This window comes from Ornithinimicrobium cavernae, from assembly GCF_003121625.1.
GTDB classification, from domain to species: Bacteria; Actinomycetota; Actinomycetes; order Actinomycetales; family Dermatophilaceae; genus Ornithinicoccus; species Ornithinicoccus cavernae.
Genome location: NZ_QDDJ01000018.1, coordinates 74063 through 99316, shown reverse-complemented (window position 1 = coordinate 99316; position 25254 = coordinate 74063). Strand labels below are relative to the sequence as shown.

The following is a 25254-nucleotide window of genomic DNA, read 5'->3' as shown; positions in this document are numbered from 1 at the left end:
GCTCAGCGGGCCTGGCTCAGCGCCGTCTCGAAGGCGTCGACGAACACCTGGGAGGGCTGGGCGCCGACGATCGGCTGGCCGCCGAGGATGAACGCGGGGGTGGAGTAGGCGCCCAGGTCCAGGCCCAGCGTCGCGTTGCGGTCGATCTCCTGCCGGGTCTGGTCCGAGCCCATGTCCGCGGTGAACTGCTCGGTGTCCAGCCCCAGCTCCCCGGCCAGCGTGACCAGCGCCTCCTGGCTCAGCTCCCCCTCGGTGCGGGTCTCGCCCTCGGGGTAGAGCGCGTCGTGGTAGTCCCAGAACGACCCCTGCTGCGCGGCGGCGTAGGAGGCGAGGGCGGCGCGCTCGGAGGCGTCACCGAAGATGTTGACGTCGCGCCACTCGATGCGCAGCTCACCTGCCTCGGCCCGCTCCATCATCAGGGGCAGGGTGTCCTCGCTCCAGCGGGCGCAGTAGGGGCACTGGTAGTCGGAGAAGACGACGAGGGTGACGGGCGCGTCCACCGGGCCCGCGGCCAGCAGGTCGCCCTCGTCGCGCCGCTCGATCTCGGTGAGGTCGGGCTGGACGGGTCCCTGGACCGCAGTGGGGGCCGAGTCATCCGTCGACCCGTCTGCCTGCTCCGTGGCCGCGGCGCCGGCAGGCGCGGCGGAGGAGTCGGGTCCGGCCCCCGGCTCGCGGTTGAGGGCGAAGACCAGCGCGATCAGGAGCGCGGCCACCACGAGGACGGCGACCGGCATCGCCCACCGACGTGCGGGACTCTGCTCTGACGCTGTTGACATGGGGCTCCTCGGGAAGGTCTGGTGGCGTGCCGGATGTCGACCGGCAGCCGTGTGGACGGCTGGCGCCCTTACTATGCCTCATAGTCGACTATGGAACATAGTCGACTTCGGGCATCATGGGGGCATGCGCTCTGTACCCAACCGGTCCGCAACCGGCCGCAGTCTCCCGCTCGCGCTCGGCGCGCTCCGCGCGTGGAGTGCCCGCCAGGTGCTGGTCGCGGCCGGCGCCGCGCTCGTGGTGGCGGTCGTCATCGGCCTGGCCACCGTCCTCATCCCCAACCCGGTCTTCGGCCGGGACATTCCCCCGGTGTGGTGGAACTACCCCGTGTGGCTGGTCACGTCGGCGTTGTCCGGCATGCTCCTGGCGACCTACGTGCGCCCGTCCGGCACAGCGTCGGACGGCGTGCGACCGCCGGACCCCGAGGCCGGTCACGCCGACCGGCGCAGCGGGCGCTTCGGCGTCACGGGCGGGGTGCTCGCGTGGTTCGCCGTGGGCTGTCCGGTGTGCAACAAGCTGGCGCTCCTGGCCCTCGGCTACAGCGGCGCGATCACCTGGTTCGCCCCGCTGCAGCCCTTCCTGGCCGTCGCGGCCCTCGCCCTCACGGCAGCCGCCCTCGTGTGGCGCCTCCGGGGACAGGTCTACTGCCCCGTGACGGCACCGGCCCCGGCGGTGGTGGCATGAGCCGCCGGACGCCCCACGCGTCGGACCTGCCGCGCCTGGGCACGTTGGAGGCGCAGGTGATGGACGTGCTGTGGGACCACGGCCCGGCGACCGTCCGGGAGGTCATCGACCAGCTGGCCGGCTCGCCGGCCTACACCACCATCGCCACCGTGCTCACCAACCTGGACCGCAAGGACCTGGTCACCATCACCAGGCAGGCGCGGTCGACCCGGTATGCCGCTCGGCTGAGCCGGCAGGAGCATGCGGTGAGCCTGATGGACCAGGTCCTGGAGGCGAGCCGGGACCGGACGGCCTCGATCCTGCACTTCGTCGACACGATGCCGGAGAGCGATCTCGCGCTGCTGCGCGACTACCTCAGCGCCCGGGGCCCGGGGGAGCGGTCGTGACGCCCGGACTGCTCGCCGGGCTGCTGGCCGTCGCGCTGCTCGCGGCGGCCGTCCTCGGTCCGTGGATGCTCCGCGGGGCCGCGCCGGCCCTGGTCCACGCCCCTCGGCTGGCCGTCGGCCTGCTGTTCGGCAGTGTGCTCATCTGGCTGGGGACGGCGCTGGCCCTCGGCCCGCTGCTGGCCTGGGTGGTCACCGGTCCGGACGTCCTCCCCGCCCCGGCCGCCCAGGCCTGTCAACAGTGCCTGAACGCGGCCAACCCCTTCCTCAGCGGCGGCACGGTGGACACGGCCGTGCCGGTCGTGCTGCTCCTGGCCCTGCCCGCGCTGGTGACTGCCGCGCTGGGCACGGCGGTCACGCGCGAGTGCTGGCGCCGGCAGCGGGAGTCCCGGCGCACCGCCGACCGGGTGCTGGCCGGAGCCACCCACCGCAGACTGCTCGGCCACGACGTGCTCGTCCTCGACGACGAGCGACCGCTGGCCCTGACCTTCCCGGTCCGCCACGGTGGGATCGCGCTGTCCACCGGCGCGCTGCGCAGCCTCGACCGTGCCGAGCTCGCCGCGGTGCTGGCACACGAGGAGGCGCACCTGCGTCAGCACCACCACCTCGTCACCGGGTTGGTCTCCAGCCTCGCGCGGCACCTTCGGTGGGTGCCGCTGGTGGCGGCGGTGGAGGCGGCCCTGCCGGACTACCTGGAGATCGCGGCCGACAACCACGCCCGCCAGCGCGCCGGCACGCCGGCTCTGGTGAGCGCGCTGGTCCGCCTCGGCGAGCGGGCCTCGCCGGTCCCGGAGGGACAGCTCGCCGGTGCGCTGCACGCGGCGGGTCCCGAGCGCATCCGGCACCTGGTGCTGCCCGGCAGCGGTGCGGCCGGCGCGCTCCCGGTGCTGGCGGTCACCACCCACCTGCTCGTGCTCGCGGTCGTCGGCGCCGCGGTCCACCTGCCCTACCTGCTCGCGGCACTGAACGGCTGCTGAGAACCGCACGCCCGCAGGTCTGGACGTGCGGGAGACAGGACAGGCCCCGGCGAGATCGCCGGGGCCTGTCCGCTGGGGTGAGTGACGGGACTTGAACCCGCGACATCCGCGACCACAACGCGGCGCTCTACCTGCTGAGCTACACCCACCATCGGTGCTGCCTGACGCCGGGGCGTTCGGGCAACGGCGACCATGGTACCTGTTTCAGGGCCGTGGTCCGAACGCGGTCCGCGCTGCCCGGCCGGCCACCCTGGACCGCGCACGGTCCAGCCTCGGCCGGCCCCGCGGCATACGGCCCCGGCAGGTCAGTTGTCGTGCTCGGCCGCGGCCTGTGCCGCCAGGTCCTTGAGGGCCGCCGACTCCAGCCCCGGCTGGGCCTGGAAGACCGCCTGGCGGTAGTAGCGCAGCTCGGTGATGCTGTCCCGGATGTCGCCGAGGGCACGGTGCCCGCCCGTCTTGGCCGGCGCCGCGAAGTAGGCCCGGGGGAACCAGCGACGGGACAGCTCCTTGATCGAGGAGACGTCGATGATCCGGTAGTGCAGGTGCGACTCGAGCTCCGGCATGTCGCGGGCCAGGAACGCGCGGTCGGTGCTGACCGTGTTGCCGCCGAGCGGGGCCTTGCGCGACTCGGGCACCCAGTGGCGGACGTAGGCCAGGACCTGCTCCTGCGCGTCCTCGAGGGTGGTGCCGTCGGCCAACCGGTCCAGCAGGCCGCTGTCGGTGTGCATCTGCCGCACGAAGTCGCCCATGACCTGCAGCGCCGCGTCCGGCGGGCGGATGACGAGGTCGACGCCCTCGCCGAGCACGTTCAGCTCGAAGTCGGTCACCAGCGTGGCGACCTCGATGAGCGCGTCGTTGACGATGTCCAGACCCGTCATCTCGCAGTCGATCCACACGATGCGGTCGGCCTGTGCCTTGGTGATGGTCTCGGTCACGCACCCACCCTACCCAGGACGTTCGGTACCGTGACGCCCATGTCGCAGCAACTACCGCCGTACCGCGGCGACCAGGGGGTGGGGGCGCCCGCCGGGGTCCGACCGGGACCACCGACCGGCAGGCCGCCGGGGCCGCACGGGCCGTATGCCGGGTTCCAGGGGGAGCCGCTCAACGTCACCCCCCGACGGGCACTGCGCCGGTCGGTCCTGTGGGGCGTCTCGATCACCCTGTTCGCCCTCACCGGGCTGTTCATGTCCTTCCTGGTCACCGAGAGCACGGGTGTCACCGCCGCGCTGCTCGGCCTGCTCACCGCCTCCACGGCCCTGGGCATCGTCGTGCCCGTCCTGCTCTGGGTGGACCGCCTGGAGGCCGAGCCCGCCCGGATCATGTGGTTCGCGTTCCTCTGGGGCGCGCTGGTCAGCACCGCCGGCGCGCTGATCCTCAACGAGCTGGGGATGGCCTTCTTCGCCGGGCTCGAGCTGGACCCGGTGTTCACGGGGGCGGTCCTGGTGGCGCCGGTCGTGGAGGAGGTCCTGAAGTGCCTGGGCGTGCTGGTGATCTTCCTGGTGGCGCGGCGCGAGTTCAACGGCGTCGTCGACGGGATCGTCTATGCCGGCATGGTCGCGGTCGGCTTCGCCTTCATCGAGAACATCATCTATCTGGGCGGCGCCTTCAACGAGCTGGGCACCCCCGGGCTGGTCGGGCTCTTCGTGCTGCGCTGCCTGGTCAGCCCGTTCGCGCACCCGATGTTCACCGCGTGCTTCGGGATCGCCCTGGGGCTGATCGCCTACCGCCGGCGGTGGAGCTATGCCTTCGTCCCGGCGCTGGGGCTCCTCGCCGCGGTGTTCCTGCACTTCCTCTGGAACTTCGCCGCGCTGAGCAGCCTGGACGGCTTCCTGCTGGTCTACGTGCTGGTGCAGGTGCCGCTGTTCGTCGGGTTCGTGCTGGTGCTGGTCGTTTCCCGGCGCCAGGAGCGGCGGATGCTGCGTGAGCACCTGACCGGCTACGGCCTCAACGGGTGGTTCACCCCGGCCGAGGTCGCGATGCTCATCTCACCGCGCGAGCGGCGCCGGGCGCGCGCCTGGGCCCGCGGCGTCGGCGGCAGCCGGGCGGAGCAGGCGATGGAGGCCTTCCAGGACGAGTCCAGCGAGCTCGCGATCGCCCGGCACCACCTCGAGCGGGGCGATGAGGACCCGGTCTGGCGGCACCGAGAGCAGGCCCTGCTGCACACGGTGCAGGCGCGCCGGGCCCTCTTTGCCCCGCCCCTGCGCACCCCTCTGCCGTATGCCGCGGGGCAGCACATCCATCCGGCTCCCCACAAGCTGTAGCCGGCTTCCCCGCGCTCCCGGGTAGGCCTAGCGTGGGCGCGCGGGTCTGCCGAGCCACACGCAGAGACAGCCGAGGGCGAGGATGACGGCGCCCCAGACGAGCCAGGCGGTGTCATAGCCCCAGGCCGTCGCGGCGGTGCCGAAGAGCGGGGGAGCGGCCGAGCCGCCGACGGCGCCACCGAGGAGCAGCTGGCCGACGACGGCTCCGGACGTGCCGGGGTGGAGCCGGGCGCCCTTGGCGATCAGCAGGCCACCGAAGGCCCACCCCAGGGCGAACACCAGCACGCAGCCGACCAGCAGTCCACCCAGGTTCAGGGTGGAGATCAGGACGCTGCCCAGTCCTGCGGTGACAAAGGCCGGCCCGACGAGGCTCACCTCGTCCCGGCCGGTCCGGTCCGTCAGGCGTCCGGCCAGCACGCGCCCCACGGCCGCCAGCGAGCCCCCGATCAGCAGCAGGGTGCCCGCCCAGCCCTCGTGGCCCCCCGCGGCCAGCACGGTGTCCGGGATGAAGGTGGTGGAGATGTTCGTCAGGGCGAAGCCCACCCCCATGAGGACGGCCAGCAGCAGGACGTCTCCGCGCAGAGGCACCCGCGGCGTGGCGGCAGGGTGGGTGGGGACCAGCCGGTTGCACCAGAACGTCAGGACCACACCGAGCGAGCTGGTCACCGCGACAACGAGCAGGAAGCTCCACCGCCACGGCAGACCCACCACCGCCAGCAGGCCGAAGCCACCCGCAAGTGCCACGGCGACGGGCTTCGCGCTCTGGAACCAGCCGAACGCCGCTCCGTGGCCGGTGGTGAGCAGCTGGCCGAGGATCCGTCCGATGGACATCTGGATCGCGCTGCTCCCGACGCCGCTCACGCACAGCCCGAGCGCGAGCACGGGGAGGCCGGCGGCCAGCGCCGTGATGACGCCGCCCGTGGCCACCGGCACCAGGGAGAACGCCGCCGCCCGGACGAGGGGACCGGAGTCCAGCCAGCGGCCCAGGGCGAGGGAGGCGACCGCCAGGCCGGCGGTGTAGCTGCCCGCCGCGATCCCGATGCCGGTGGCATCCAGACCGAGCTCGTCCATGATGGCCGGCCCGTTGACGCCGAGCAGGAAGACGGGCAGCACCGACCCGACCGTGACCAGTGTCACCAGGGTGATGATCCGGCCGTGACGGGCGGCGACCACCGCTACTCGACGAGGAACTCGGCGTTGGCGCGGCGGCGCCGCTGCTGGACGACGGTGAAGACGAGCAGGGCCGCTGCGAGCAGGATCACGCCGAGCGAGATCGGCCGCGAGACGAAGATCGACCAGTCGCCGCCGGACATCACGAGACCTCGGCGCAGGTTGCTCTCGATGATCGGGCCCAGGATCAGTCCCAGCGCGACCGCGGCGATCGAGTAGTCGAACTTGTTCATCAGGTAACCGATGAAGCCGAACGCCAGCGCGACCCACAGGTCGTAGACCCGGCCCGTGGCCGCGAACGCCCCGACGAAGGAGAACATCGCGATCCCGGGCAGCAGGATGCTGTAGGGCACCATCGCGATGCTGGCCAGCGGCTTGGCCAGCGCCATAGCGACCACGAACATGAGGATGTTGGCCAGGAACATGCCGAAGAAGAGCGGATAGACCAGGTCCCCGCCACCGGCGAAGAGGCGCGGGCCCGGCTGGATCCCCTGCACCATGAGGGCCCCGAGCATGACGGCCGTGACGGCGTCCCCCGGGATCCCGAGCGTCAGGAGCGGCACCATGGCGCCGCCGGTGACACCGTTGTTGGCCGAGTCCGCGGCGGTCAGCCCCTCGATGGACCCCTTGCCGTACTCCTCGGGGTGCCTGGAGTAGCGCTTGCTCTCGCCGTAGGCGAGGAAGGAGGCCATGGCGCCGCCGCCTCCGGGGAGGATCCCGACGAGGATGCCGATGACCGACCCCAGCGAGATGGGTCGAACCGTCCTGCGGAGGTCCTGGCGCGTCGGGAGCACCCGTCCGATGGTCGCCACGGCGCGGCTGCCGAGGTGCCGCTCGCCCGCGAGACGGAACACCTCCGCCAACGCGAAGAGCCCGATGATGGCCGGGAGGAACGGGATGCCGGTTGTCAGCTCCCGCTGACCGAAGGTGAACCGCGACTGGGTCACCAGGGGGTCCATCCCGACGGTGCCGATGAGCAGACCGAAGGCGGTGGCCACCACGGCGCGCGGCACGGACCGGCCGCTGACAGCGATCACGGTGGTGAGGCCGAGGAGGCCGACGGCGAAGTACTCGGCGGGGGAGAACTCCAGCGCGATCGAGGCCAGGGGCGGCGCCAGGAACGTCAGGGCGATGACGCTGAGGAGGCCTCCGACGACACTGGCCCACGCGGCCAGACCGACCGCCCTGCCGGCCTCGCCCCGGAGAGCCAGGGGATAGCCGTCCAGGATGGTGACCGCGCCCGCGGGGTTGCCGGGAGTCCGCAGCGTGATCGACGTGATCGAGTTGGAGTACATGCTGCCGCTGAAGATGCCCGTCAGCATCAAGAGGGAGTGCAGCGGGTCGAGGTTGAAGGTCAGCGGCACGAGGAGGGCGATCGCCACCGTCGCGGTCAGACCGGGGATGACCCCGACGAGGAGGCCGGCGAGCACGCCGACCATGATCCACAGCATGCTCGCGGGGTTGAGGACCTCGCCGAGGACCTGACCGAAGTCCATCAGAACAGCACTCCCTTCGGCAGCGGGGCGTGCAGGCCCACGGCAAAGCCGTAGTACGCCGCGGCGACCAGGCCCCCGGCGATGAGGGCTGCGCCGACGACGCCCCGGACGCTGCGGTCACGCAGCAGCAGGGAGATGGCGAAGCAGTACAGGAAGGTCGTCACGACGAAGCCCGCATAGGGGGTGACGACGACGTAGAGCGCGCTGAGGACCGTGACGGTGACCGCACGCGCCCAGGTCCGGCGGGAGTCACGGCGCTCCTCGTCCGTCACGGCAGTGACGGGGGCGGCCGGCTCCGTTCTGCGCCGTCGCACCGCGAAGAGCTCCCCGATCGACAGCAGGCTCGCGACGATGAGCACGACCGAGACGATCCCCGGGTACAGACCGGGTGCAGTGACGGCGGCAGCGGTGTCGGGGAACTGGGTCGAGGCGACGAGGATCATCGTCCCGACCACGAGGAAGCCCAGCGGCAGGACCAGCTGCCAGCCGAGCTGCCCCGAGGCCTCGGGATCGGTGGTGTCCAGTGCGTTGTCGGGGTCCAGGTCGCTGGTGGGCACGCTCATCCTGGGGCGACTACTCCGTGAGGCCCAGGTTGGTCAGCAGCTCGGCGACGGTCGGAGCCATGGTGTTGAGCTGCCCGGTGAACTCCTCGGAGTCCAGGTAGGTGAGCTGGAGCTCCAGGTCCTCCGCCTTGGTCTGGAACTCCGGGGAGTCGTAGGTCTCCTTGAGGGCCTCGACCAGTGTCGTGCGCACCTCATCGTCGAGCCCCTTGGGGGCGGCGATGCCCCGGAAGCTCGAGTGCGCCGGCACGTCGTAGCCCAGCTCCTGGAAGGTCGGCACGTCGGGGAACGCCTCGGACCGCTCGTCGGCGAACACGGCGAGCATCAGCAGGGTGCCGTCCTCGACATACTGCTGCGGGGCCGTCGGACTGATCACGATGGCATCCACGTGCTGGCCCACCATGGCGGTCAGCTGGCCGCCACTGCCGTCGAAGGGGACGTAGGAGAACTCGCGGTCGACGCTCTGGGCGAGCAGACCCGCCCCCTGGTGGAAGACCCCGCCCAGCCCGGAGGTGCCGAAGGTCACCTGCCGGTCGGCCTCGACGATCTCGTCGACCGACTGGAAGTCCCCCTCGGAGTGCACGTAGAGCGCGAGGGGCTGCTCCTCGAACTGCATGAGGAAGTCGAGCTCGTCGAGCTGCGTGGCCGACGGGTCCATCGCCTGGTTGGTCAGGATGTCGTAGGTGATCAGGCCGATCGTGTTGCCGTCCGGCTCGGAGGCCGCCAGGTCCGCCCAGCCCTGCGCGCCGTTGGCGCCGGGGATGTTCATGGCCGTCACGGTGGTGCCGAGCGCGTCCTCGAGATGGCTGCCGAACAGGCGCGCGGCCAGGTCGGACGAGCCCCCCGCATCCCACGGGATGACGAGTTCGACGGCGCCGGAGGGATACGTGCTGTCGCCCTCGGCGGTGCCACAGGCGGTGAGGGACAGGCCCAGTCCCACGACGGCCAGAGCCGCCATCTTCTGTCGAGTGTTCATGCTGCTCCTCCTCGTGGCGCCACGGCTGCGTGGCGAACCGCTTTTCACATCGCTGTGGTTGGGGTGCAAGTCAGTATGCAGGCTTGCATGCGAATCGTCAACGGTGAGTTTCTTCGGTCCGGTTGGCGGGCGCCTGCGCCAGGGTCGCCACGAGGTCCGCGACGCCCTCCGGCCGCCGCAGGTCACCGCAGGACTCCCAGACGCGGTCCGCGAACGTGCCGTCGTAGCCGCGCAGGAGCCTGGTGAACCGACGGTGGACCTCGCCGGCGTCCAGGGGGTCCTCCGGGCCGCCGCGCCCCGCCTCGCGCTCGGCCGTCCGAGCCGTGCCGTCGGCGTACCGGACCTCCACCCGGGCCGGTCGCACCCGGTCGTCCTGCAGGTGGCGGCGCGTCGCCTCCTCGTCCGGCACGACCCGGACGCGCGCGGCCAGCCGCCTCAGGGCCGGGTCGGCCAGCGCGCCCGGGTCGGTCTCACCGGGAGCAACCTGACCACGCAGCAAGGCGGCGGCCACGAGCCACGGGATCGAGAACCGGGCGCCCTGGGGGGTCTGCGGGTCCTGGTCATCGAGACGGTCCGCGAAGACGTGCGTGGCCACGGTCACGTCCGTGATGTCGTCGGCGGTGCCGCCCGGCCGGTGGAGCTCGAGGGCCGCGTCGATGGGGGAGTGCGAGAAGCTGCACGCGGCGTGCACCTTGACGTAGGTCTCCAGGATCCGCCATCTCTGACCCAGGCCCTGCGTCGCGGCGGCCGCGGAGTCGGGGGAGGCGCCGACGGCGGCGAGCCAGCCCATGGAGTCCTCGAGCAGGCCGGTCGGCCCCGGGATGCCCTCCGCCACGAGGTCGTTCCCGAGCAGGCCCATCGCCGCCGGCCATCCGCCGTAGAAGTCCTTCACCGCGGCGCCCGCGCTGAAGGCGGAGAACGGGGTGAGCGGGCCGAGGACGATGGTGCCCAGGGCCGCCTCGGTCGCGGCGGCGTCGACTCGCCGCATCCGCGCCGTGGCGACCGTCGCACCGATCGTCCCGACGAGTCCCGGGATGTGGAAGCCGCGCTCGTACTGGGCAGCCGGGCTGATGGCCTCGCCGATCCGGATGCTGGTCTCGTAGGACGCGATGAGACCGCTGAGCAGGTCGTCACCGGAGGTCGGGCGCCGCTGGGCGTCCATCAGCAGGGCCGGAACGGTCGTGACACCCGGGTGGACATGCCCTCCCCGGTGGCCGTCGTCGAGCTCCGCGTGGTGCGTGCTCGTGCCCATGACCGCGGCACCCCAGAACGCCGAGAGGCGCTCGGGGCGGCCCGGCAGGACGCAGTCTCCCGCGGCACCCGCGAGGTGCGCCACCCGCACGAGGCGGTCGGTGAGCGGGGAGCCGGCCTCGGCCAGGGCGATCCCCAGGAGGTCGCGCAGCGCCAGCACGGCACGGTCGATGACAGTCTGCGGTGCGTGCTCGAGGCGTAGCCCGGAGGCGAACGCGCTCAGGCGGGCGGTGAGCGGCGGCATGGGATCTCCTTCGACCCGGTGTCACGGCCGAGTGGCATTGACGCGGAAGGTTTCGCATGCAATATTGCATGCTCAGTGGTGGGATGCAACAGGCATCACCTCAGGCACAGGAGGAACGGGCAAGCATGGCAATGGTGCGAGGAGCTGACGTCCTGGCCGAGTCGTTGATCGGGCTCGGCGTCGACACGATCTTCGGTGTTCCGGGCGACACGGGAGTGGTGTTCTACGACGCGCTCCACGCCGTCCCGGACCAGCTCCGCCACGTGCTGGCGCGGGACGAGCGGCACGCCGCGGCCATGGCCGACGGCTATGCGCGGGTCTCGGGTCGGGTCGGGGCCGTGGAGGTCTCCTCGGGCGGTGGCACGACCTACGTCGTGGGTGGGATGGGCGAGGCGATGGCCTCCGGGGTCCCGGTCCTGCTCATCACCTCCGACATCCACCGCAGCAGCCGCGGCTCCGGCGCCCTGACCGAGATCGACCAGCTGGCGCTCTTCTCGGCGGTCACCAAGCACAGTGCGGTGGTCGAGCACGCCGCGGACATCCCGGCGATGGCGGCGCAGGCGGTCCGAGCGGCGACCGAGGGCCGCCCCGGGCCGGTGGCGCTGATCTTCCCCGAGGACGTCTTCGACGAGCTGGTGGAGCGCGAGACCCTCGACCTGGGGCCCGCTGCCTCGCGGCTCGTCGATGTCCCGGGCCTGCGGGAGGCCGCGCAGGCCGACCGCGTGACCGAGGCGGCGCACCTCCTCGCCGGGGCCGAGCGGCCGGCGATCATGGCAGGGTCCGGGGTGCACAGCTCCCAGGCGTGGAGCGAGCTGGCCGAACTGGCCGAGACCGGGGCGATCCCGGTGGCGACGACGATCCACGGCCGTGGCGTCATCGCCGACACGGACAACTGGGCCCTCGGCGTCGTCGGCAACAACGGCGGCCGACCGTATGCCAACGAGTACCTTGCCTCGGCCGACGTCGTGCTGCTGGTCGGCACCCGGGCCAATGCCACCGACACCAACAGCTGGCAGGGTCCGGCGCGCGAGGGCACGGCCGTGATCCAGATCGACATCGACGAGGACCGCGCCGGTCGCAACTTCCCCGGGGCGGTGCGTCTGGTGGGCGACGCCCGCACGGTGCTCTCCCAGATCCTCGCCGAGCTGCCCAAGGCCGCCGACGACGTGCGTGAGGCACGGGCGGGTGGCGTGGTCGCGACGCGCACGGCCTGGCGGGAGCAGCGGGACCCGGTCGACCTCAAGGAGCACCAGCTGCTGCCGAGAGACGTCGTGGAGCTCGTGGACGAGGTGCTCGGTGGGGCGGCCGTGTGGGTCGCCGACCCGGGGACCCCCACCCCGAATGTCGCGACCTACCGGCAGATCACCACGCCGGGCCGCGACGTCATCATCCCCCGCGGACACGGACCGATGGGCTACGCCATCCCGGCGGCGGTCGGCATCTCGGTCGCCGTGCCCGACCGGCCCGTGGTGTCGGTGACCGCCGACGGTTCCTTCGCCATGGCCTGTGGGGAGCTGGAGACGGTCTCGCGCCTCGACCTGCCGATCCTCTACCTGCAGTTCACGAACCACTCCCTGGGCTGGATCAAGATGCTCCAGCACCTCTATGTCGGCCAGCGCTACTTCGGGGTCGACCCGGGGACCATCGACGCCGTCAAGGTGGCCGAGGGGTGTGGTCTGCGGGCCGAGCGGGTAGCGACCCTTGAGCGGCTGCGCGAACTCGTGGCAGAGTTCGCCCGGAACCCGCAGCCGCTCTACCTGGACATTGAGGTGCCGCACATGATCGACGTCCTCCCACCCGTTCCCGCGTGGCAGACGGCCCTGGACGGGGACGCGGAGAGGCCCGTGTACTGACATGTCGACCTCGGGGAGTCCGGCAGGAGGCCCGGACGGCGGTGGCATGCTCTCGGAGCGGGTGTACCAGACGCTCCGCGCCGAGATCGTGCACGGTGACCTCTGGCCCAACCAGCCGATGATCGAGGCAGAGATCGCTGAGCGGCTCAAGGTGAGCAGGACGCCGGTCCGTGAGTCGATGCAGCGCCTGGCCGCCGACGGGCTGATCGTCTCCCGGCGGCGGCGGTGGGTCGTCTACGAGCACACTCCCGAGGAGATCCAGGAGATCTACGAGGTGCGTGCCGCCCTCGAGGGACAGGCGGCGCGGCTGGCCGCGGACCGTGCCGACGAGGAGGACCGCGCCGTCCTCGCCGGGGTCCTGGACGCCGACGCCAAGCAGCGGTTCCTCTCCGGTCGGGCGCGCGTGGAGGCCAACGAGCAGTTCCACGACGCCGTCGTCCGGGCCGCCCACAACCAGCGGCTCACCTCCGAGCTGATCCGGATGCGGCTCTACGGCTTCAACACCAGGGTGGTCAACAGCTATGACGCCGACCTGCTCAGCCGGTCCTGGAGCGAGCACGAGGCCATTGCCACGGCGATCCTGGAGGGACGGCCCGACCAGGCCGCCGACCTGGCCAGGCGCCATGTCGAGCACTCGATGACCATCATCTTCGAGCGTTCCTGAGCCGGTGCCAGCCTCCGGAGGCGCAGGCCCGGTCGTCCGGTTCGACCACGCGGTCGTCGGGGTGCGGGACCTGGCCGGTGGCCGGTCCGCGCTGGAGGCCGCGGGCTTCACCCCGGCCGGTGGCGGGGTGCACACGGGGCGGGGGACGGCCAACGAGCTGGTGCGCCTGCGGACCGGCTACCTCGAGCTGCTGACCGTCGTCGACCGGACGCAGGCACTGGCGTCCGGCGGCAGCCGGCGCCAGGCTGCCGAGTTCCTGGACAGCACGCCGGCGGGTCTGCTCGGCTTTGCCATGGAGGTCGGGGACGTGGTGGCCTGCCAGCAACGGCTGGCCGGGGCCGGGGTGGCCACGAGCGGGCCCCACGCGATGGCGCGCGTGCAGGCCGACGGCCGCCGGGTGAGCTGGCGCACGGTCCTCATCGAGGACCGGCAGTGGCTCTCGCCGCACCCGTTCCTCATCGAGTGGGACGGCGAGGACGACCGGTGGGCCGGCGCCTCCGCGACCCACCCGAACAGGGCGGACCGTGTCCGTGGCGTCGTGGTCGGCAGCACGGACGTCGACGCGAGTGTCGCGGTGTACCGCGCGCTGGGGGCCAGGGACGTCGTGCCGGCGGGCGACGGCACGACCCTGAGGCTGGCCGACATCACGGTGGACATCCGGGAGGCGCCACCGGGCACGGAGGGCCCTGGCCGGTTGCTGGGCGTTGCGCTCGACGGACAACCGGACGGGGAGCTCGCCCGTCGGCTCCGGGCCGGGGTGCTCGGCACCTGGTTCAGCGTCTAGCGGTAGGTCATGACCCGTCGGTGCGACTGGGATGCGGGTCGGGCCTCACTCGCGGGACTCCTGCCGCGTAGGGGTCGCCTGCACGGCCCCTCCGACACTCGTGGGAGGCCTCGGTGTGTACTGAGCGTGCGACGTGGGGCTCGATGTGCACGCACGATCGGTTGGGCCTGCCTCGATCGATGGCGTCACGGGCGGGCTCATCCACGGACCCGCCGGCGGCCCGAGGTCGCGCTCGTGAGTGACATCAGCGCCCCTATAGGGGAGCAAGAACCACTCACGAGCCGCGAGCATGGAGGGCAAGGGCCCTCACGAGCGCGACCTCAGTCCTCCCACCAGCCGACTGTCGGCAACCTCCGGGCCGGATAGCCCTAGCGTTGCGCGTCGGCGTGCGCGAGCAGCGTCTGGCTCTCCGCGAGGAAGCGCTCGGCGTGCGGACCGAACCAGGAGCCGATCTCCCGGAACCGGGCGATGAAGGCCTCGCGGTCGCCGGCGCGGAGGATCTCCAACGCCTCCGCGAACCGGTCGTGGTAGCGCTCGATCAGGGCCAGGTTGTCGGGTGAGGCCATGATGATGTCCGCGTAGAGTTCGGGGCTCTGGGCGAAGAGCCGGCCGATCATGATCAGCTCCAGCCGGTAGATGGGGGAGGAGAGGGCGAGGAGCTCGTCCAGGGACCGGTCCTCACGGATCAGGTGCAGCCCGTTCGCGAACGTCGCGAAGTGACGCTGGGCCTGGATGAGCCCCATCGCGTGGTCGTGGTCCTCGGCGGACACCTCGTGCAGCCGCGCACCCCAGAGGCGGATCTGCTCCAGCAGCCAGGTGCTGGCGTCCGGGAAGCGGCCCGGCACGTAGGCGACCACCTGCTTGGCCAGGTTGTCCACGTCGGGCCCGAACATCGGGTGCAGACCCAGGACCGGCCCGGGGTGCACCTCCAGCATCGCCGCCACCGGGGCGCCCTTGGTGGAGGTGAGGTCCACCAGCAGGCAGTCCTCCGGCAGGGCGGGCAGGCGGTGCAGCACCTCCACGGTGTCGTGGATCGGCACGCTGACCAGCACCATGCCCGCGTCGGTGAGCAGCTCGTCGGCCCGGTCCCAGTCGTCACGGTCCAGCGTCCGCACCTCGTAGCCGGACAGCCCGAGCATCCGCCCGAAGAGCCGCCCCATGCGTCCCGCGCCGCCGACGATCACGATGTGACGCAGGTCCGGGGCCTGACGGCTGAAGCCGAGGTTCTTCTCGTGGGCGTAGGCCTCCCGCATGCACCGGCGCAGCACGTCCTCGATGAGGTCCGGCGGCAACCCGCGGCGCTCGGCCTCGGCCCGCCGCGCGGCGATCATCCTGCGCTCGCGGTCCGGCGCGTAGATGGGCAGTCCGTGCCGGCCCTTCACCTCGCCGACCTCCGACACCAGCTCGAGACGGCGGGCGAGCAGGGACATCACCTGCTGGTCGACGGCGTCGATCTGGTCGCGCAGCTCGGTCAGGGGGGCCTCGGGGCCGGCCGCGGGGTCGGGATGCTCCATGGCTGCTGAGCGTAGTCGCGCGTCCTGTGGCGGCGACGTCCGCCTTGCTCGCCGCCTCTAGACTGGAGCACCGGTCCGCCGCCGCGGACCACTGCCCCCGTAGCTCAATGGATAGAGCAACGGCCTTCTAATCCGTAGGTTGCAGGTTCGAGTCCTGCCGGGGGCGCCGTGCGGTGCGGGACGGAGGTGCCCGCAGTGCCCCTCAGCCCTGTGGCACCCGGCCCGTCGGCCGGAGGGCTCCCGTATGCGGAGTGGTCGGCGGACCGCTGTTCGGCGGCCTGCCGCGGCCCCGGTTTGTCTGAATGCCCCCGAGGCGGCAATCTTGGGGCGTGACTGAGACGGACTCCGGTGGGGCGCTGCTGCGCGCGGTCGAGCGACTGCGCGCCGCGGCCGAGCGGGTCCAGCTGTCCCTCGACCTGCCCGGCGCCGAGGACGCGCGCCGCACGCGGGGCGACCTGGTCCACCAGCTCGACGACTACGTGCTGCCCCGACTGCGCTCGCTGGACGCGCCGCTGCTGTGCGTCGTGGGCGGGTCGACCGGCGCCGGCAAGTCCACGCTCGTCAACTCGCTGGTGGGGGAGACCGTGTCCCGTGCCGGCGTGCTCCGTCCCACGACGCGTGCGTCCGTGCTGGTGCACCACCCGGATGACCGGGCCTGGTTCACCGGCGACCGGATCCTGCCCGGCCTGGCCCGGGTGACCGGCTCCGTCACCCACGAGGACGACCCCGGCTCGGTCCGCCTGACCTCCTCCGACATGCTCCCGGCGGGCCTGGGGCTGCTGGACGCCCCCGACATCGACTCCGTCGTCACCTCCAACCGCAACCTCGCCCGGCAGCTGCTGGCCGCCGCGGACCTGTGGCTCTTCGTGACGACGGCGGCGCGCTATGCCGACGCCGTCCCGTGGACCCTGCTGCGCGAGGCCGCCGAGCGCGGGACCAGCGTCGCGATCGTGCTGGACCGGGTCCCGCCCGAGGCGATGGAGGACATCCGCGTCCACCTCGCCGAGATGCTGCGCGACCAGGGCCTGGACAAGTCACCGATCTTCGTCATCTCGGAGTCGCGCCTCGGCGAGGACGGCATGCTGCCCGAGCGGGACACCGAGCGGCTACGCGGCTGGTTGCACACCCTGGCGGGCGACGCACGGGCCCGCTCGGTCGTCATCCGCCGCACCCTGGAGGGTGCCCTCGGTTCCCTGGCGGCCCGCTCCCAGCAGCTGACCGACGCCGGCCTGGCCCAGCTCGCTGCCCGGGACGGTCTGCGCGGGGCGGCACGCACGGCATACTCCGACGCGGTGCAGGGCGTGGAGGACGGCATGGAGGACGGCACCCTCCTGCGGGGTGAGGTCCTCGCCCGCTGGCAGGAGCTGGTCGGCACCGGCGAGTTCCTGCGCCAGGTCGAGGTCGGGATCAGTCACCTCCGCGACCGGCTCACCACCTTCTTCACTGGGAAGAAGGGCTCCACCGAGCCGCTCGGCGCGGCGATCCAGACCGGCGCCGCGGCGCTGATCACCTCGCACGCCCAGGTCGCGGCGGGCACTGTCACCCGCACCTGGAAGGGCGCGGACGGCGGCGCTGCCCTGGTCGCCGCGCACCCCGAGCTGGCCAGGGCCAGCCAGGACCTCGAGGGCCGGGTCGAGCGGACGATCCGCGACTGGCAGGGCGAGGTCCTGGAGATGGTCCGCACGGAGGCCGGCAGGAAGCGCACGACTGCGCGCTACCTCGCCTTCGGCGTCAACGCCCTCGCCGTCATGCTCATGCTGATCGTGTTCACCTCCACCGCTGGGCTGACCGGCGTCGAGGTCGGCATCGCGGGCGGCTCGGCCGTCCTGGCGCAGCGGCTGCTCGAGGCCATCTTCGGTGACCAGGCGGTGCGTGAGCTGGCCGCCAGGGCACGGAAGTCGCTGCTGGCCAAGGTCTCCGAGCTGTATGACGCGGAGCTGGCTCGGTACGAGACCGTCCTGGACGAGGTGCACCTGTCTCCGGAGGCCGTCTCCGAGCTCACCGCCGCGGCCGGCCAGGTGGAGGCGAGCCGATGAGCCGCGGCACCCGCCAGCAGACACTGCTGTGGCGCACCGAGCAGCTCGACGATGCCCTCGAGGCCGGTGGGCAGGAGCTGGACCCCGCACGCGCCGAGGCGGCCGGTGCCCTGGTCGAGAAGGTGCGCGAGCGGTGGGCGCTCAAGGGCGGGCGCACGGTCGTGGCGCTGGCCGGAGCCACCGGCTCGGGCAAGTCGACCCTGTTCAACGCCCTCGTCGGCGAGGACGTGTCGGTCATCGGCGCCCGCCGCCCCACGACCTCCAGGGCCACTGCGGCGATCTGGGGTGGCGGGGACGACCCCAGCGAGCTGCTCAGCTGGCTCGGGATCGAGGCGCGCCACCACGTCGGCTCCGGTGACGCGGGCTCGCTGGACGGGCTGATCCTCGTCGACCTGCCCGACTTCGACTCCACGGAGGTGTCGCACCGCGTGGAGGCCGACCGGATCCTGGAGCGCTCCGACGTGTTCGTCTGGGTGACCGACCCCCAGAAGTACGCAGACGCACGCCTGCACAACGAGTACCTCGCCCCCCTGCAGGACCACGAGACCGTGATGCTCGTCGTGCTCAACCAGGTGGACCGGGTCCCGGACGAGGACGGCGTCCAGCAGATCAAGGACGACCTGGCCCGCCTCGTCAGCGCCGACGGCGCCGGTGACTTCGAGGTCATCGGGACCTCCGCGCGGCAGCGCCAGGGACTGGACGACCTCCGCGCGGCGATCGGTGAGGTCGTGGCCCGGCGCAACGCCGCCGAGCAGCGTCTCGTCGGAGACCTGAAGGGCACCGCCCGCCACCTGCTCGAGGACGTCGCCGACGCCGACCCCGCGCTGGACCGGGACGCCGACCGTGCGCTCGTGGCGGCCCTGAAGCAGGCCGCGGGGGTCCCGGTCGTCCTGGACGCCGTCCAGCGCGACTACCTCCGCCAGGCCGGCAACCACGTCGGGTGGCTGTTCACGCGGTGGGTCAGCGCCCTGCGGCCCGACCCGTTGCGACGGCTGCGGCTGGGGGGCAGCGGGGACCGTGCCGTCATCACCGACGCCGACGTCCGGACCGCCCTCGGCCGCTCCTCCCTGCCACCCCCGAGTCCGGCCGCCCGCTCCGCGGTCGACCTGGCCACGCGCCAGGTGGGGGAGGCGGCCGGTGCCGGGCTGCCGCCCCGCTGGGCCGACGCGGTGGCCGCCGCCGCGACCCCGCAGGACGCGGCGCTCGCCGACGCGCTGGACCAGGCCGTGATGAGCACGCCCCTGCGCGCCCGCAACCCGCTCTGGTGGCAGGCCGTCAACCTGCTGCAGTGGCTCCTCGCGCTGGTCGCGATCGGTGGCCTGCTCTGGCTGGTCGTGCTCGCGGCGCTCGGATTCCTGCAGATGCCGCAGGAGGTGCCGACGTGGGGTCCGCTGCCGATCCCGGTGCTCATGCTCGCCGGCGGGCTCCTCGTCGGCATCCTGCTGGCCCTCGTGTCACGGGCGCTGGCCCGCGTCGGTGCCCGGCGGCGGCGCCGGGCCATCGAGGAGCGCCTCGGCGCCGCTGTCGCCGACGTCGCACACGCGCACTTGAGCACGCCGGTGAGCGCCGTCCTCGAGCGACACCGGCAGACGCGGCAGCAGCTGCAGGCCGCCGCGCGCTGACCTCTAGCCAACATCGGGCTGACCACCCTGCCGCCGCGCGCTGACCACCCTGCCGCCGCGCGCTGAGCACCCCCTGCCGGCTCCCGCTGCCGGTCGTCCTCCTCTGCCCGGTCGGGAGACGCGAGCCCTTCCACAGCCGCGCTGCCCGAACTGTGGTCATCCACAGGCCCGACCCGACCCCTCCCACCCCGCGATCCGTCGCGGCACGGTGGTGCACACCCACGAACCCGTGGGACGAACCGAAGGGGAAGCACATGAGGGACGCACTCGTGACCGTGGCGGGCCGGCTGACGGCCAAGCCGACCTGGGGCACCACCAAGAACGGCGACGTGTTCGCCAACTTCGACGTCGCGGTCAACCACGGCTACTACGATCGGGAACAGAACCAGTACATCGAGACGGGCGCCAGCTACTTCAGCGTGTCGACCTTCCGCAACCTGGCCATCAACGTCATCGAGTCGCTCGACAAGGCCACCCCGGTCGTCGTGCAGGGCAAGCTGCGCCTGATGAAGTGGGAGAACGGCGAGAAGCAGGGGATGACCGCGCGGATCGAGGCCAGCGCCGTCGGCCCCGACCTCACCTGGGGCCAGGCAGACTTCACTGTCATCAAGCGCCCGTTCGCGCCCAACAAGGATCCTATGAACGACCCGCACGTCGCTGCCGCGGCCATTGGTGAGGAGTCGGCAGCGTTCGAGGAGTCCCCGGACGACCAGCCACAGGGGGACTCCTACGAGGATGGTCAGGGGCCCGGCTACGCGGACGAGCAGGATCCTGGCGAGGGGCACGAGCAGGCGGCGAGCGACGTGGACGGGCAGGAGACCAGCTACGCCGACGAGCCGGATCCGGTGGGCGTCGTGGCCTGAGACGGCCCGTCCGATCGGGGGTGCGGCTTCGGCGAGCCGTTTCTCGGGAGCGGTGCGACGCTCCCAGAAAGAAGCGTCTAGGAGGCTGTCATGCGAATTCACCGGGACATCTGTGCAGGGGCGGGCGCCATCGCCCTGGCCCTGGCACTGACCGCCTGCGCCGAGGGCACCGCCACCCAGGAGGGTGACGAGGAGACCGCATCCTTCGACCCCGAGGCCGCCCCCACCGGCTCGCTCCAGATCATGGGCTTCGGCGCTGGGGACGAGATCGCCACCACCCGTTACGAGGCCGCCCAGCAGGCGCTGCCGGAGGTCGACTTCACCCTCGTCGAGGGTGACCTCGACATCCAGCAGTTCCTGTCGGCGGTCGCCTCCGGCGAGCCGCCGGACCTGGTCTACGCCAACCGGGACCAGATCGGCACGTTCGCCTCACGGGGGGCGATCGTCCCGCTGGACAGCTGCATCGAGGGCGAGGGCATCGACACCTCGGCCTTCCGCGAGGCCGCCCTCAACCAGGTCACCTTCAACGACCAGGTGTGGGGCATCCCGGAGTTCAACTCCATCCAGATCACCATGGCCAACCAGGAGCTGCTGGACGCCGCCGGCGTCGGCATCGAGGACGTCAACGGCTCGGACTGGGAGGCCGTGACGAGCGCGAGCACCGCGTTGGCGGAGCAGACCGACGGCGGCATCGGCTACGACAGCAAGCTTCCCGAGTTCCTGCCGCTGTGGGCGCACGCCAACGGGGTGGACCTCATCTCCGAGGACGGCCGCACGGCCCAGCTGAACGACCCGGCCGTGGTCGAGGCGCTGGAGTGGGCGGTCGGCATCTACGACGACCAAGGCGGTTTCGCCACGGTGAAGGGGATCCGCGACTCAGCTGACTTCTTCGGCTCGGGCAACCAGTTCGCCAGCAGCACGCTGGGGGCGATGCCCATGGAGCAGTGGTACGTCAACGTCCTCAACGACGTGTCGCCGGAGGCGCCGATGGCCTTCGACACCGTCCAGACACCGGAGGGTGAGCCGGTGGCCTACGCCTCCGGATCCGCCTGGGCGATCCCCGCGGGCACAGACACCGCCGCCGCGGCGTGCCGGTTCATGAAGGTGATGACCGCGACGGACACCTGGCTCGCAGCGGCTCAGGCGCGCGTGGACCTGCGCGAGGAGAGCGGTCAGCTGTTCACCGGCGTGCTCACCGGCAACGTCGAGGCGGACGAGCAGATCCGGGAGATGATCCCGGCAGACGCTCCTGAGCCGTGGGCCTCCGCCATCGAGGCGGTCTACGAGGCCAACGACAGCGCCTTCAGCTTCCCGGCCAACCCGGCCGACGCCGAGTTCAAGACCGCCTGGCAGGACGCCGTCAACCGGGTGCTCAACGGCCAGCAGGAGCCGCAGGAAGCGCTCGACCAGGCACAGGAGGAGGCGCAGGGCGCACTCGATGAGGCCTGGGCCAGCTGGGACGGCGACAGCGGCGGACGATGAGCCACGCCGCACCACACCCTGCACCCCTGACGTCGCAGGACCGCGCCCTGCGGCGGCCGGGGAGGGGACGTGCGCCACGGCGGGCGGGGCAGGACCGTGCGCGGCGACGCCGCAACCTGGCGCCGCTGCTGTTCATCAGCCCCTGGATCCTCGGCTTCCTCATCTTCACCCTGTGGCCGGTGATCTACAGCGCGTACCTGTCGTTCACCGACTACGACGTCATCAACGCCCCGAACTGGGTGGGCCTCGACAACTACCGGCAGCTGGCCGAGGACCCCAAGATCGGGCTCTCGCTGTGGAACACCGCCTACTACACGTTCATCGGCGTGCCGCTGCACATCCTCGTCTCGCTGGCCCTGGCCCTGCTGCTCAACCAGGCGGGGCGGTCCGCCGGGTTCTTCCGCACGGCCTTCTTCCTGCCCAAGATGACCCCGCCGGTCGCCGCGGGCATCCTGCTCCTGCTGCTGTTCAACGGTGAGCAGGGCCTGGTCAACGAGGTGCTCGGCTGGTTCGGCTTCGACGGACCGTCGTGGACCACCGATCCCACGTGGGTGAAGCCCGGACTCATCCTGCTGAGTCTCTGGTCGATCGGCTCCTCCACGATCATCCTGCTCGCCGCCCTGCGCAACGTGCCGAACGAGCTCTACGAGTCGGCCCGGGTGGACGGCGCAGGCTTCCTCCAACGCACGGTCCACGTGACGCTCCCGATGATCTCCGGCACGATCTTCTTCCTGGTCATCGTGAACACGATCGGCCACTTCCAGACCTTCACCGAGGCCTACACCGCCTACTTCGGGTCCGGCAACACGACCTACTCCAACGACGCCGCCCTGTTCTACGTGATCTACCTGTTCCAGCAGGGCTTCGAGTTCCTGCACATGGGTTACGCCTCCGCCATGGCCTGGCTGCTGTTCGTGATCATCATGATCTTCACGGCCATCCAGCTGTGGTTCTCCCAGCGGTTCGTCTTCTACGAGGGAAGGCAGTGATGGCCACCACCACCTCGCTCCCCACCGGCGACACGTTCCCCGAGCCGGAGCTGCTGGCCGTGTCGCGGCCCTCAGAGGCCGCCCGGCGGCGCCGACCCCGGGGCCTGCTCGGCCGGGTCCTCGTCCTGCTGGCCCTGAGCGCCCTCACGATCGTCTTCATCTACCCGTTCGTGTGGCTCATCTCGGCGTCCTTCAAACCTCGTGGGGAGGTGTTCGACAACAAGCTGATCCCCGAGACGTTCACGTTCCAGAACTACCTGGACGTCTGGCAGGAGGCGCCGATCGGGCTGTGGCTGCTCAACACCGCGATCGTGACGGTCCTGGCGGCGGTGACCGTGACCATCTCCAGTGCGATGGTCGCCTGGGGGTTCAGCTACTTCCGGTTCCGCGGACGCGAGGTGCTCTTCGGGGTGGTGCTGGCCACGATGATGCTGCCGGGTGCCGTCACGCTGATCCCGACCTTCCTCATCTGGGACGCCCTCGGGCAGGTCGGCACCCTCACCCCGCTCTGGGCCGGCAACCTGTTCGGGTCGGCGTTCTACATCTTCCTGATGCGTCAGTTCTTCCTCACCCTGCCGCGCGAGACCTTCGAGGCCGCACAGATCGACGGTGCGGGCAACTGGCGGATCTTCACCAGGATCGCGCTGCCCCTGGTCAAACCCGCCCTGGTGGTGACCCTGCTGTTCGAGTTCCAGGCCGCGTGGACGGACCTGATGCGCCCGCTGATCTACCTCCGCGACTCCAGCACCTTCACCATCCCGCGCGGGCTCAAGGCGATGCTCGACCAGTTCGGCTTCGGCGGCGAGTGGCACTGGGAGATCGTGGTCACCGCGAGCGTCATCGCCACGGTGCCGATGATCGTCATCTTCTTCATCGGGCAGCGCTACTTCATCGAGGGCGTGGCCACCACCGGCACGAAGGGCTGAGCGGGCCCCACCGATTCGGGCGGGACCCCCCGCGAGGGCTAGCCTGAGCACCATGGCCGAATTCATCTACACCATGACGCGTGCCCGCAAGGCGGTCGGCGAGAAGCTGATCCTCGACGACGTCACGATGTCCTTCTACCCGGGCGCCAAGATCGGCGTGGTGGGCCCCAACGGGGCCGGCAAGTCGACGATCCTCAAGATCATGGCCGGCATGGACCAGCCCTCCAACGGTGAGGCCCGGCTGTCGCCCGGCTACACCGTCGGCATCCTGCTGCAGGAGCCGCCGCTCAACGAGGAGAAGACCGTTCTCGGCAACGTCGAGGAGGGCGTGGGCGAGATCAAGGCCAAGCTCGACCGCTACAACGCGATCTCCGAGGAGATGGCCAACCCGGACGCCGACTTCGACGCGCTGATGGCCGAGATGGGCCAGCTGCAGGAGGAGATCGACCACGCCGACGCCTGGGACCTGGACGCCCAGCTCGAGCAGGCGATGGACGCGCTGCGCTGCCCGCCCGGCGACGCCGACGTCACAGTCCTGTCCGGTGGTGAGCGCCGTCGCGTGGCGCTGTGCAAGCTGCTCCTCAGCAAGCCCGACCTGCTGCTGCTCGACGAGCCCACCAACCACCTCGACGCCGAGTCGGTGCAGTGGCTGGAGCAGCACCTCAAGGACTACCCCGGCGCCGTCCTGGCCGTCACCCACGACCGGTACTTCCTCGACAACGTCGCCCAGTGGATCGCCGAGGTCGACCGCGGCCGGCTCTACCCCTACGAGGGCAACTACTCCACCTACCTGGAGAAGAAGCGCGAGCGGCTCCAGGTGCAGGGCAAGAAGGACCAGAAGCTGGCCAAGCGCCTGGAGAAGGAGCTGGAGTGGGTCCGCTCCAACGCCAAGGCCAAGCAGACCAAGAGCAAGGCCCGCCTCGCCCGTTACGAGGAGATGGCCGCCGAGGCGGACAAGACCCGCAAGCTGGACTTCGAGGAGATCCAGATCCCGCCGGGTCCGCGCCTGGGCTCCCAGGTCATCGAGGTCGACAGCCTGCGCAAGGGGTTCGGCGACCGCATCCTGATCGACGACCTGACTTTCACCCTGCCGCGCAACGGCATCGTCGGGGTCATCGGCCCCAACGGTGTCGGCAAGACCACCCTGTTCAAGACGGTCGTCGGGCTGGAGGAGCCGGACGAGGGCACCGTCAAGATCGGTGAGACGGTCAAGATCTCCTACGTCGACCAGTCGCGCGGCGGCATCGACCCGAACAAGTCGCTGTGGGAGGTCGTCTCGGACGGCAACGACTACATCCAGGTCGGCAACGTGGAGATCCCGTCCCGCGCCTACGTCAGCCAGTTCGGCTTCAAGGGCCCGGACCAGCAGAAGAAGGCCGGCGTCCTGTCCGGTGGTGAGCGCAACCGTCTCAACCTGGCGCTGACGCTCAAGGAGGGCGGCAACCTGCTGCTGCTCGATGAGCCCACCAACGACCTGGACGTGGAGACGCTCGGCTCGCTGGAGAACGCGCTGCTGGACTTCCCCGGATGCGCCGTGGTCATCAGCCACGACCGGTGGTTCCTGGACCGCGTCGCGACGCACATCCTGGCCTACGAGGGCACCGAGGAGAACCCGTCGGCCTGGTACTGGTTCGAGGGCAACTTCGGCGCCTACGAGGAGAACAAGGTCGAGCGGCTCGGTGCCGACGCGGCGCGCCCGCACCGCGTCACCTACCGCAAGCTCACGCGCGACTGAGCGAGCA

The 25254-nt window shown here is 71.4% G+C and carries 22 protein-coding genes and 2 tRNA genes; 15 read left to right on the top strand and 9 right to left on the bottom strand.

The features are described from left to right. Window positions 1–2: 2 nt before the first annotated feature. Window positions 3–776: a DsbA family protein gene (locus DA085_RS18630; RefSeq protein ID WP_109474488.1), complete on the bottom strand. Its 774-nt coding sequence runs from the start codon at window positions 774–776 to the stop codon at window positions 3–5. A 124-nt stretch (window positions 777–900) separates the two neighbouring features. Between DA085_RS18630 and DA085_RS18625 the strand changes: the two genes are divergently transcribed. From DA085_RS18625 to DA085_RS18615, 3 genes are read left to right on the top strand one after another with little or no spacing between them, the layout of a single operon-like run. Next, window positions 901–1458 carry a hypothetical protein gene (locus DA085_RS18625; protein ID WP_109474487.1) on the top strand — a complete coding sequence of 186 codons (558 nt, stop codon included), beginning with the start codon at window positions 901–903 and terminating at the stop codon, window positions 1456–1458. Beyond that, a complete protein-coding gene (locus DA085_RS18620; protein ID WP_109474486.1) occupies window positions 1455–1844 on the top strand; it encodes a BlaI/MecI/CopY family transcriptional regulator in 390 nt (129 codons plus the stop codon). Before DA085_RS18625 ends, DA085_RS18620 begins: the two co-directional genes overlap by 4 nt. Next, the gene (locus DA085_RS18615) at window positions 1841–2818 is read left to right on the top strand and encodes a M56 family metallopeptidase (protein WP_202619312.1); all 978 of its coding nucleotides are present in this window, start codon (window positions 1841–1843) and stop codon (window positions 2816–2818) included. The genes DA085_RS18620 and DA085_RS18615 overlap by 4 nt, the downstream gene beginning before the upstream one ends. A 73-nt stretch (window positions 2819–2891) precedes the next feature. Here the strand turns inward: DA085_RS18615 and DA085_RS18610 are convergent. Further along, window positions 2892–2967, bottom strand: a tRNA-His gene (locus tag DA085_RS18610). A gap of 156 nt (window positions 2968–3123) precedes the next feature. Next, window positions 3124–3753, bottom strand: coding sequence for an oligoribonuclease (gene orn / locus DA085_RS18605; RefSeq protein ID WP_109474485.1), 630 nt, complete (start codon window positions 3751–3753; stop codon window positions 3124–3126). A gap of 39 nt (window positions 3754–3792) precedes the next feature. Here orn and DA085_RS18600 point away from each other — a divergent pair, with 39 nt between their 5' ends. After that, window positions 3793–5082 (top strand): PrsW family intramembrane metalloprotease, encoded by a 1290-nt coding sequence (locus tag DA085_RS18600; RefSeq protein WP_109474484.1) that lies wholly within the window; start codon window positions 3793–3795, stop codon window positions 5080–5082. 27 nt (window positions 5083–5109) lie between these two features. Here the strand turns inward: DA085_RS18600 and DA085_RS18595 are convergent, their stop codons facing one another. The 5 genes from DA085_RS18595 to DA085_RS18575 all read right to left on the bottom strand — a co-directional run bounded on the left by DA085_RS18595 (window position 5110) and on the right by DA085_RS18575 (window position 10779). Further along, window positions 5110–6255: an MFS transporter gene (locus DA085_RS18595; RefSeq protein WP_161958554.1), complete on the bottom strand. Its 1146-nt coding sequence runs from the start codon at window positions 6253–6255 to the stop codon at window positions 5110–5112. 2 nt (window positions 6256–6257) lie between these two features. Then, a complete protein-coding gene (locus tag DA085_RS18590; protein WP_109474483.1) occupies window positions 6258–7748 on the bottom strand; it encodes a tripartite tricarboxylate transporter permease in 1491 nt (496 codons plus the stop codon). Further along, entirely contained in the window at window positions 7748–8311 is a 564-nt protein-coding gene (locus DA085_RS18585; RefSeq protein WP_109474482.1) for a tripartite tricarboxylate transporter TctB family protein, read from the bottom strand. Before DA085_RS18585 ends, DA085_RS18590 begins: the two co-directional genes overlap by 1 nt. 10 nt (window positions 8312–8321) lie before the next feature. Then, window positions 8322–9284: a tripartite tricarboxylate transporter substrate binding protein gene (locus DA085_RS18580; protein WP_109474481.1), complete on the bottom strand. Its 963-nt coding sequence runs from the start codon at window positions 9282–9284 to the stop codon at window positions 8322–8324. Window positions 9285–9381: 97 nt separating this feature from the next. After that, window positions 9382–10779: an MmgE/PrpD family protein gene (locus tag DA085_RS18575; protein ID WP_109474480.1), complete on the bottom strand. Its 1398-nt coding sequence runs from the start codon at window positions 10777–10779 to the stop codon at window positions 9382–9384. A 125-nt stretch (window positions 10780–10904) separates the two neighbouring features. Here DA085_RS18575 and DA085_RS18570 point away from each other — a divergent pair, with 125 nt between their 5' ends. The 3 genes from DA085_RS18570 to DA085_RS18560 are packed head-to-tail and all read left to right on the top strand — an operon-like array spanning window position 10905 to window position 14080. Then, window positions 10905–12632 (top strand): thiamine pyrophosphate-binding protein, encoded by a 1728-nt coding sequence (locus tag DA085_RS18570; RefSeq protein ID WP_161958553.1) that lies wholly within the window; start codon window positions 10905–10907, stop codon window positions 12630–12632. A gap of 1 nt (window position 12633) precedes the next feature. Then, complete coding sequence (locus DA085_RS18565) at window positions 12634–13296, top strand: GntR family transcriptional regulator (protein WP_109474478.1); 663 nt, start codon at window positions 12634–12636, stop codon at window positions 13294–13296. Window positions 13297–13300: 4 nt separating this feature from the next. After that, window positions 13301–14080, top strand: a complete 780-nt coding sequence (locus tag DA085_RS18560; RefSeq protein WP_109474477.1) for a VOC family protein — start codon at window positions 13301–13303, stop codon at window positions 14078–14080. 368 nt (window positions 14081–14448) lie between these two features. Here the strand turns inward: DA085_RS18560 and tyrA are convergent, their stop codons facing one another. After that, window positions 14449–15594: a bifunctional chorismate mutase/prephenate dehydrogenase gene (gene tyrA / locus DA085_RS18555; RefSeq protein ID WP_109474476.1), complete on the bottom strand. Its 1146-nt coding sequence runs from the start codon at window positions 15592–15594 to the stop codon at window positions 14449–14451. A 93-nt stretch (window positions 15595–15687) separates the two neighbouring features. Between tyrA and DA085_RS18550 the strand changes: the two genes are divergently transcribed. The 8 genes from DA085_RS18550 to ettA all read left to right on the top strand — a co-directional run bounded on the left by DA085_RS18550 (window position 15688) and on the right by ettA (window position 25247). Further along, a tRNA-Arg gene (locus DA085_RS18550) sits at window positions 15688–15760 on the top strand. A 163-nt stretch (window positions 15761–15923) separates the two neighbouring features. After that, the gene (locus DA085_RS18545; RefSeq protein ID WP_337189793.1) at window positions 15924–17630 is read left to right on the top strand and encodes a dynamin family protein; all 1707 of its coding nucleotides are present in this window, start codon (window positions 15924–15926) and stop codon (window positions 17628–17630) included. Then, window positions 17627–19252: a GTPase gene (locus DA085_RS18540; RefSeq protein ID WP_109474474.1), complete on the top strand. Its 1626-nt coding sequence runs from the start codon at window positions 17627–17629 to the stop codon at window positions 19250–19252. The genes DA085_RS18545 and DA085_RS18540 overlap by 4 nt, the downstream gene beginning before the upstream one ends. 254 nt (window positions 19253–19506) lie before the next feature. Beyond that, window positions 19507–20115, top strand: a complete 609-nt coding sequence (locus tag DA085_RS18535; RefSeq protein ID WP_109474473.1) for a single-stranded DNA-binding protein — start codon at window positions 19507–19509, stop codon at window positions 20113–20115. A gap of 90 nt (window positions 20116–20205) precedes the next feature. Further along, on the top strand, window positions 20206–21597 hold the full coding sequence (locus DA085_RS18530) for an extracellular solute-binding protein (RefSeq protein ID WP_109474472.1): 1392 nt from the start codon (window positions 20206–20208) through the stop codon (window positions 21595–21597). Further along, the gene (locus DA085_RS18525) at window positions 21594–22586 is read left to right on the top strand and encodes a carbohydrate ABC transporter permease (RefSeq protein ID WP_109474471.1); all 993 of its coding nucleotides are present in this window, start codon (window positions 21594–21596) and stop codon (window positions 22584–22586) included. Before DA085_RS18530 ends, DA085_RS18525 begins: the two co-directional genes overlap by 4 nt. After that, window positions 22586–23512, top strand: a complete 927-nt coding sequence (locus tag DA085_RS18520) for a carbohydrate ABC transporter permease (protein ID WP_109474470.1) — start codon at window positions 22586–22588, stop codon at window positions 23510–23512. The genes DA085_RS18525 and DA085_RS18520 overlap by 1 nt, the downstream gene beginning before the upstream one ends. A 52-nt stretch (window positions 23513–23564) precedes the next feature. Further along, window positions 23565–25247 (top strand): energy-dependent translational throttle protein EttA, encoded by a 1683-nt coding sequence (ettA, locus tag DA085_RS18515; RefSeq protein WP_109474469.1) that lies wholly within the window; start codon window positions 23565–23567, stop codon window positions 25245–25247. Window positions 25248–25254: the final 7 nt, after the last annotated feature.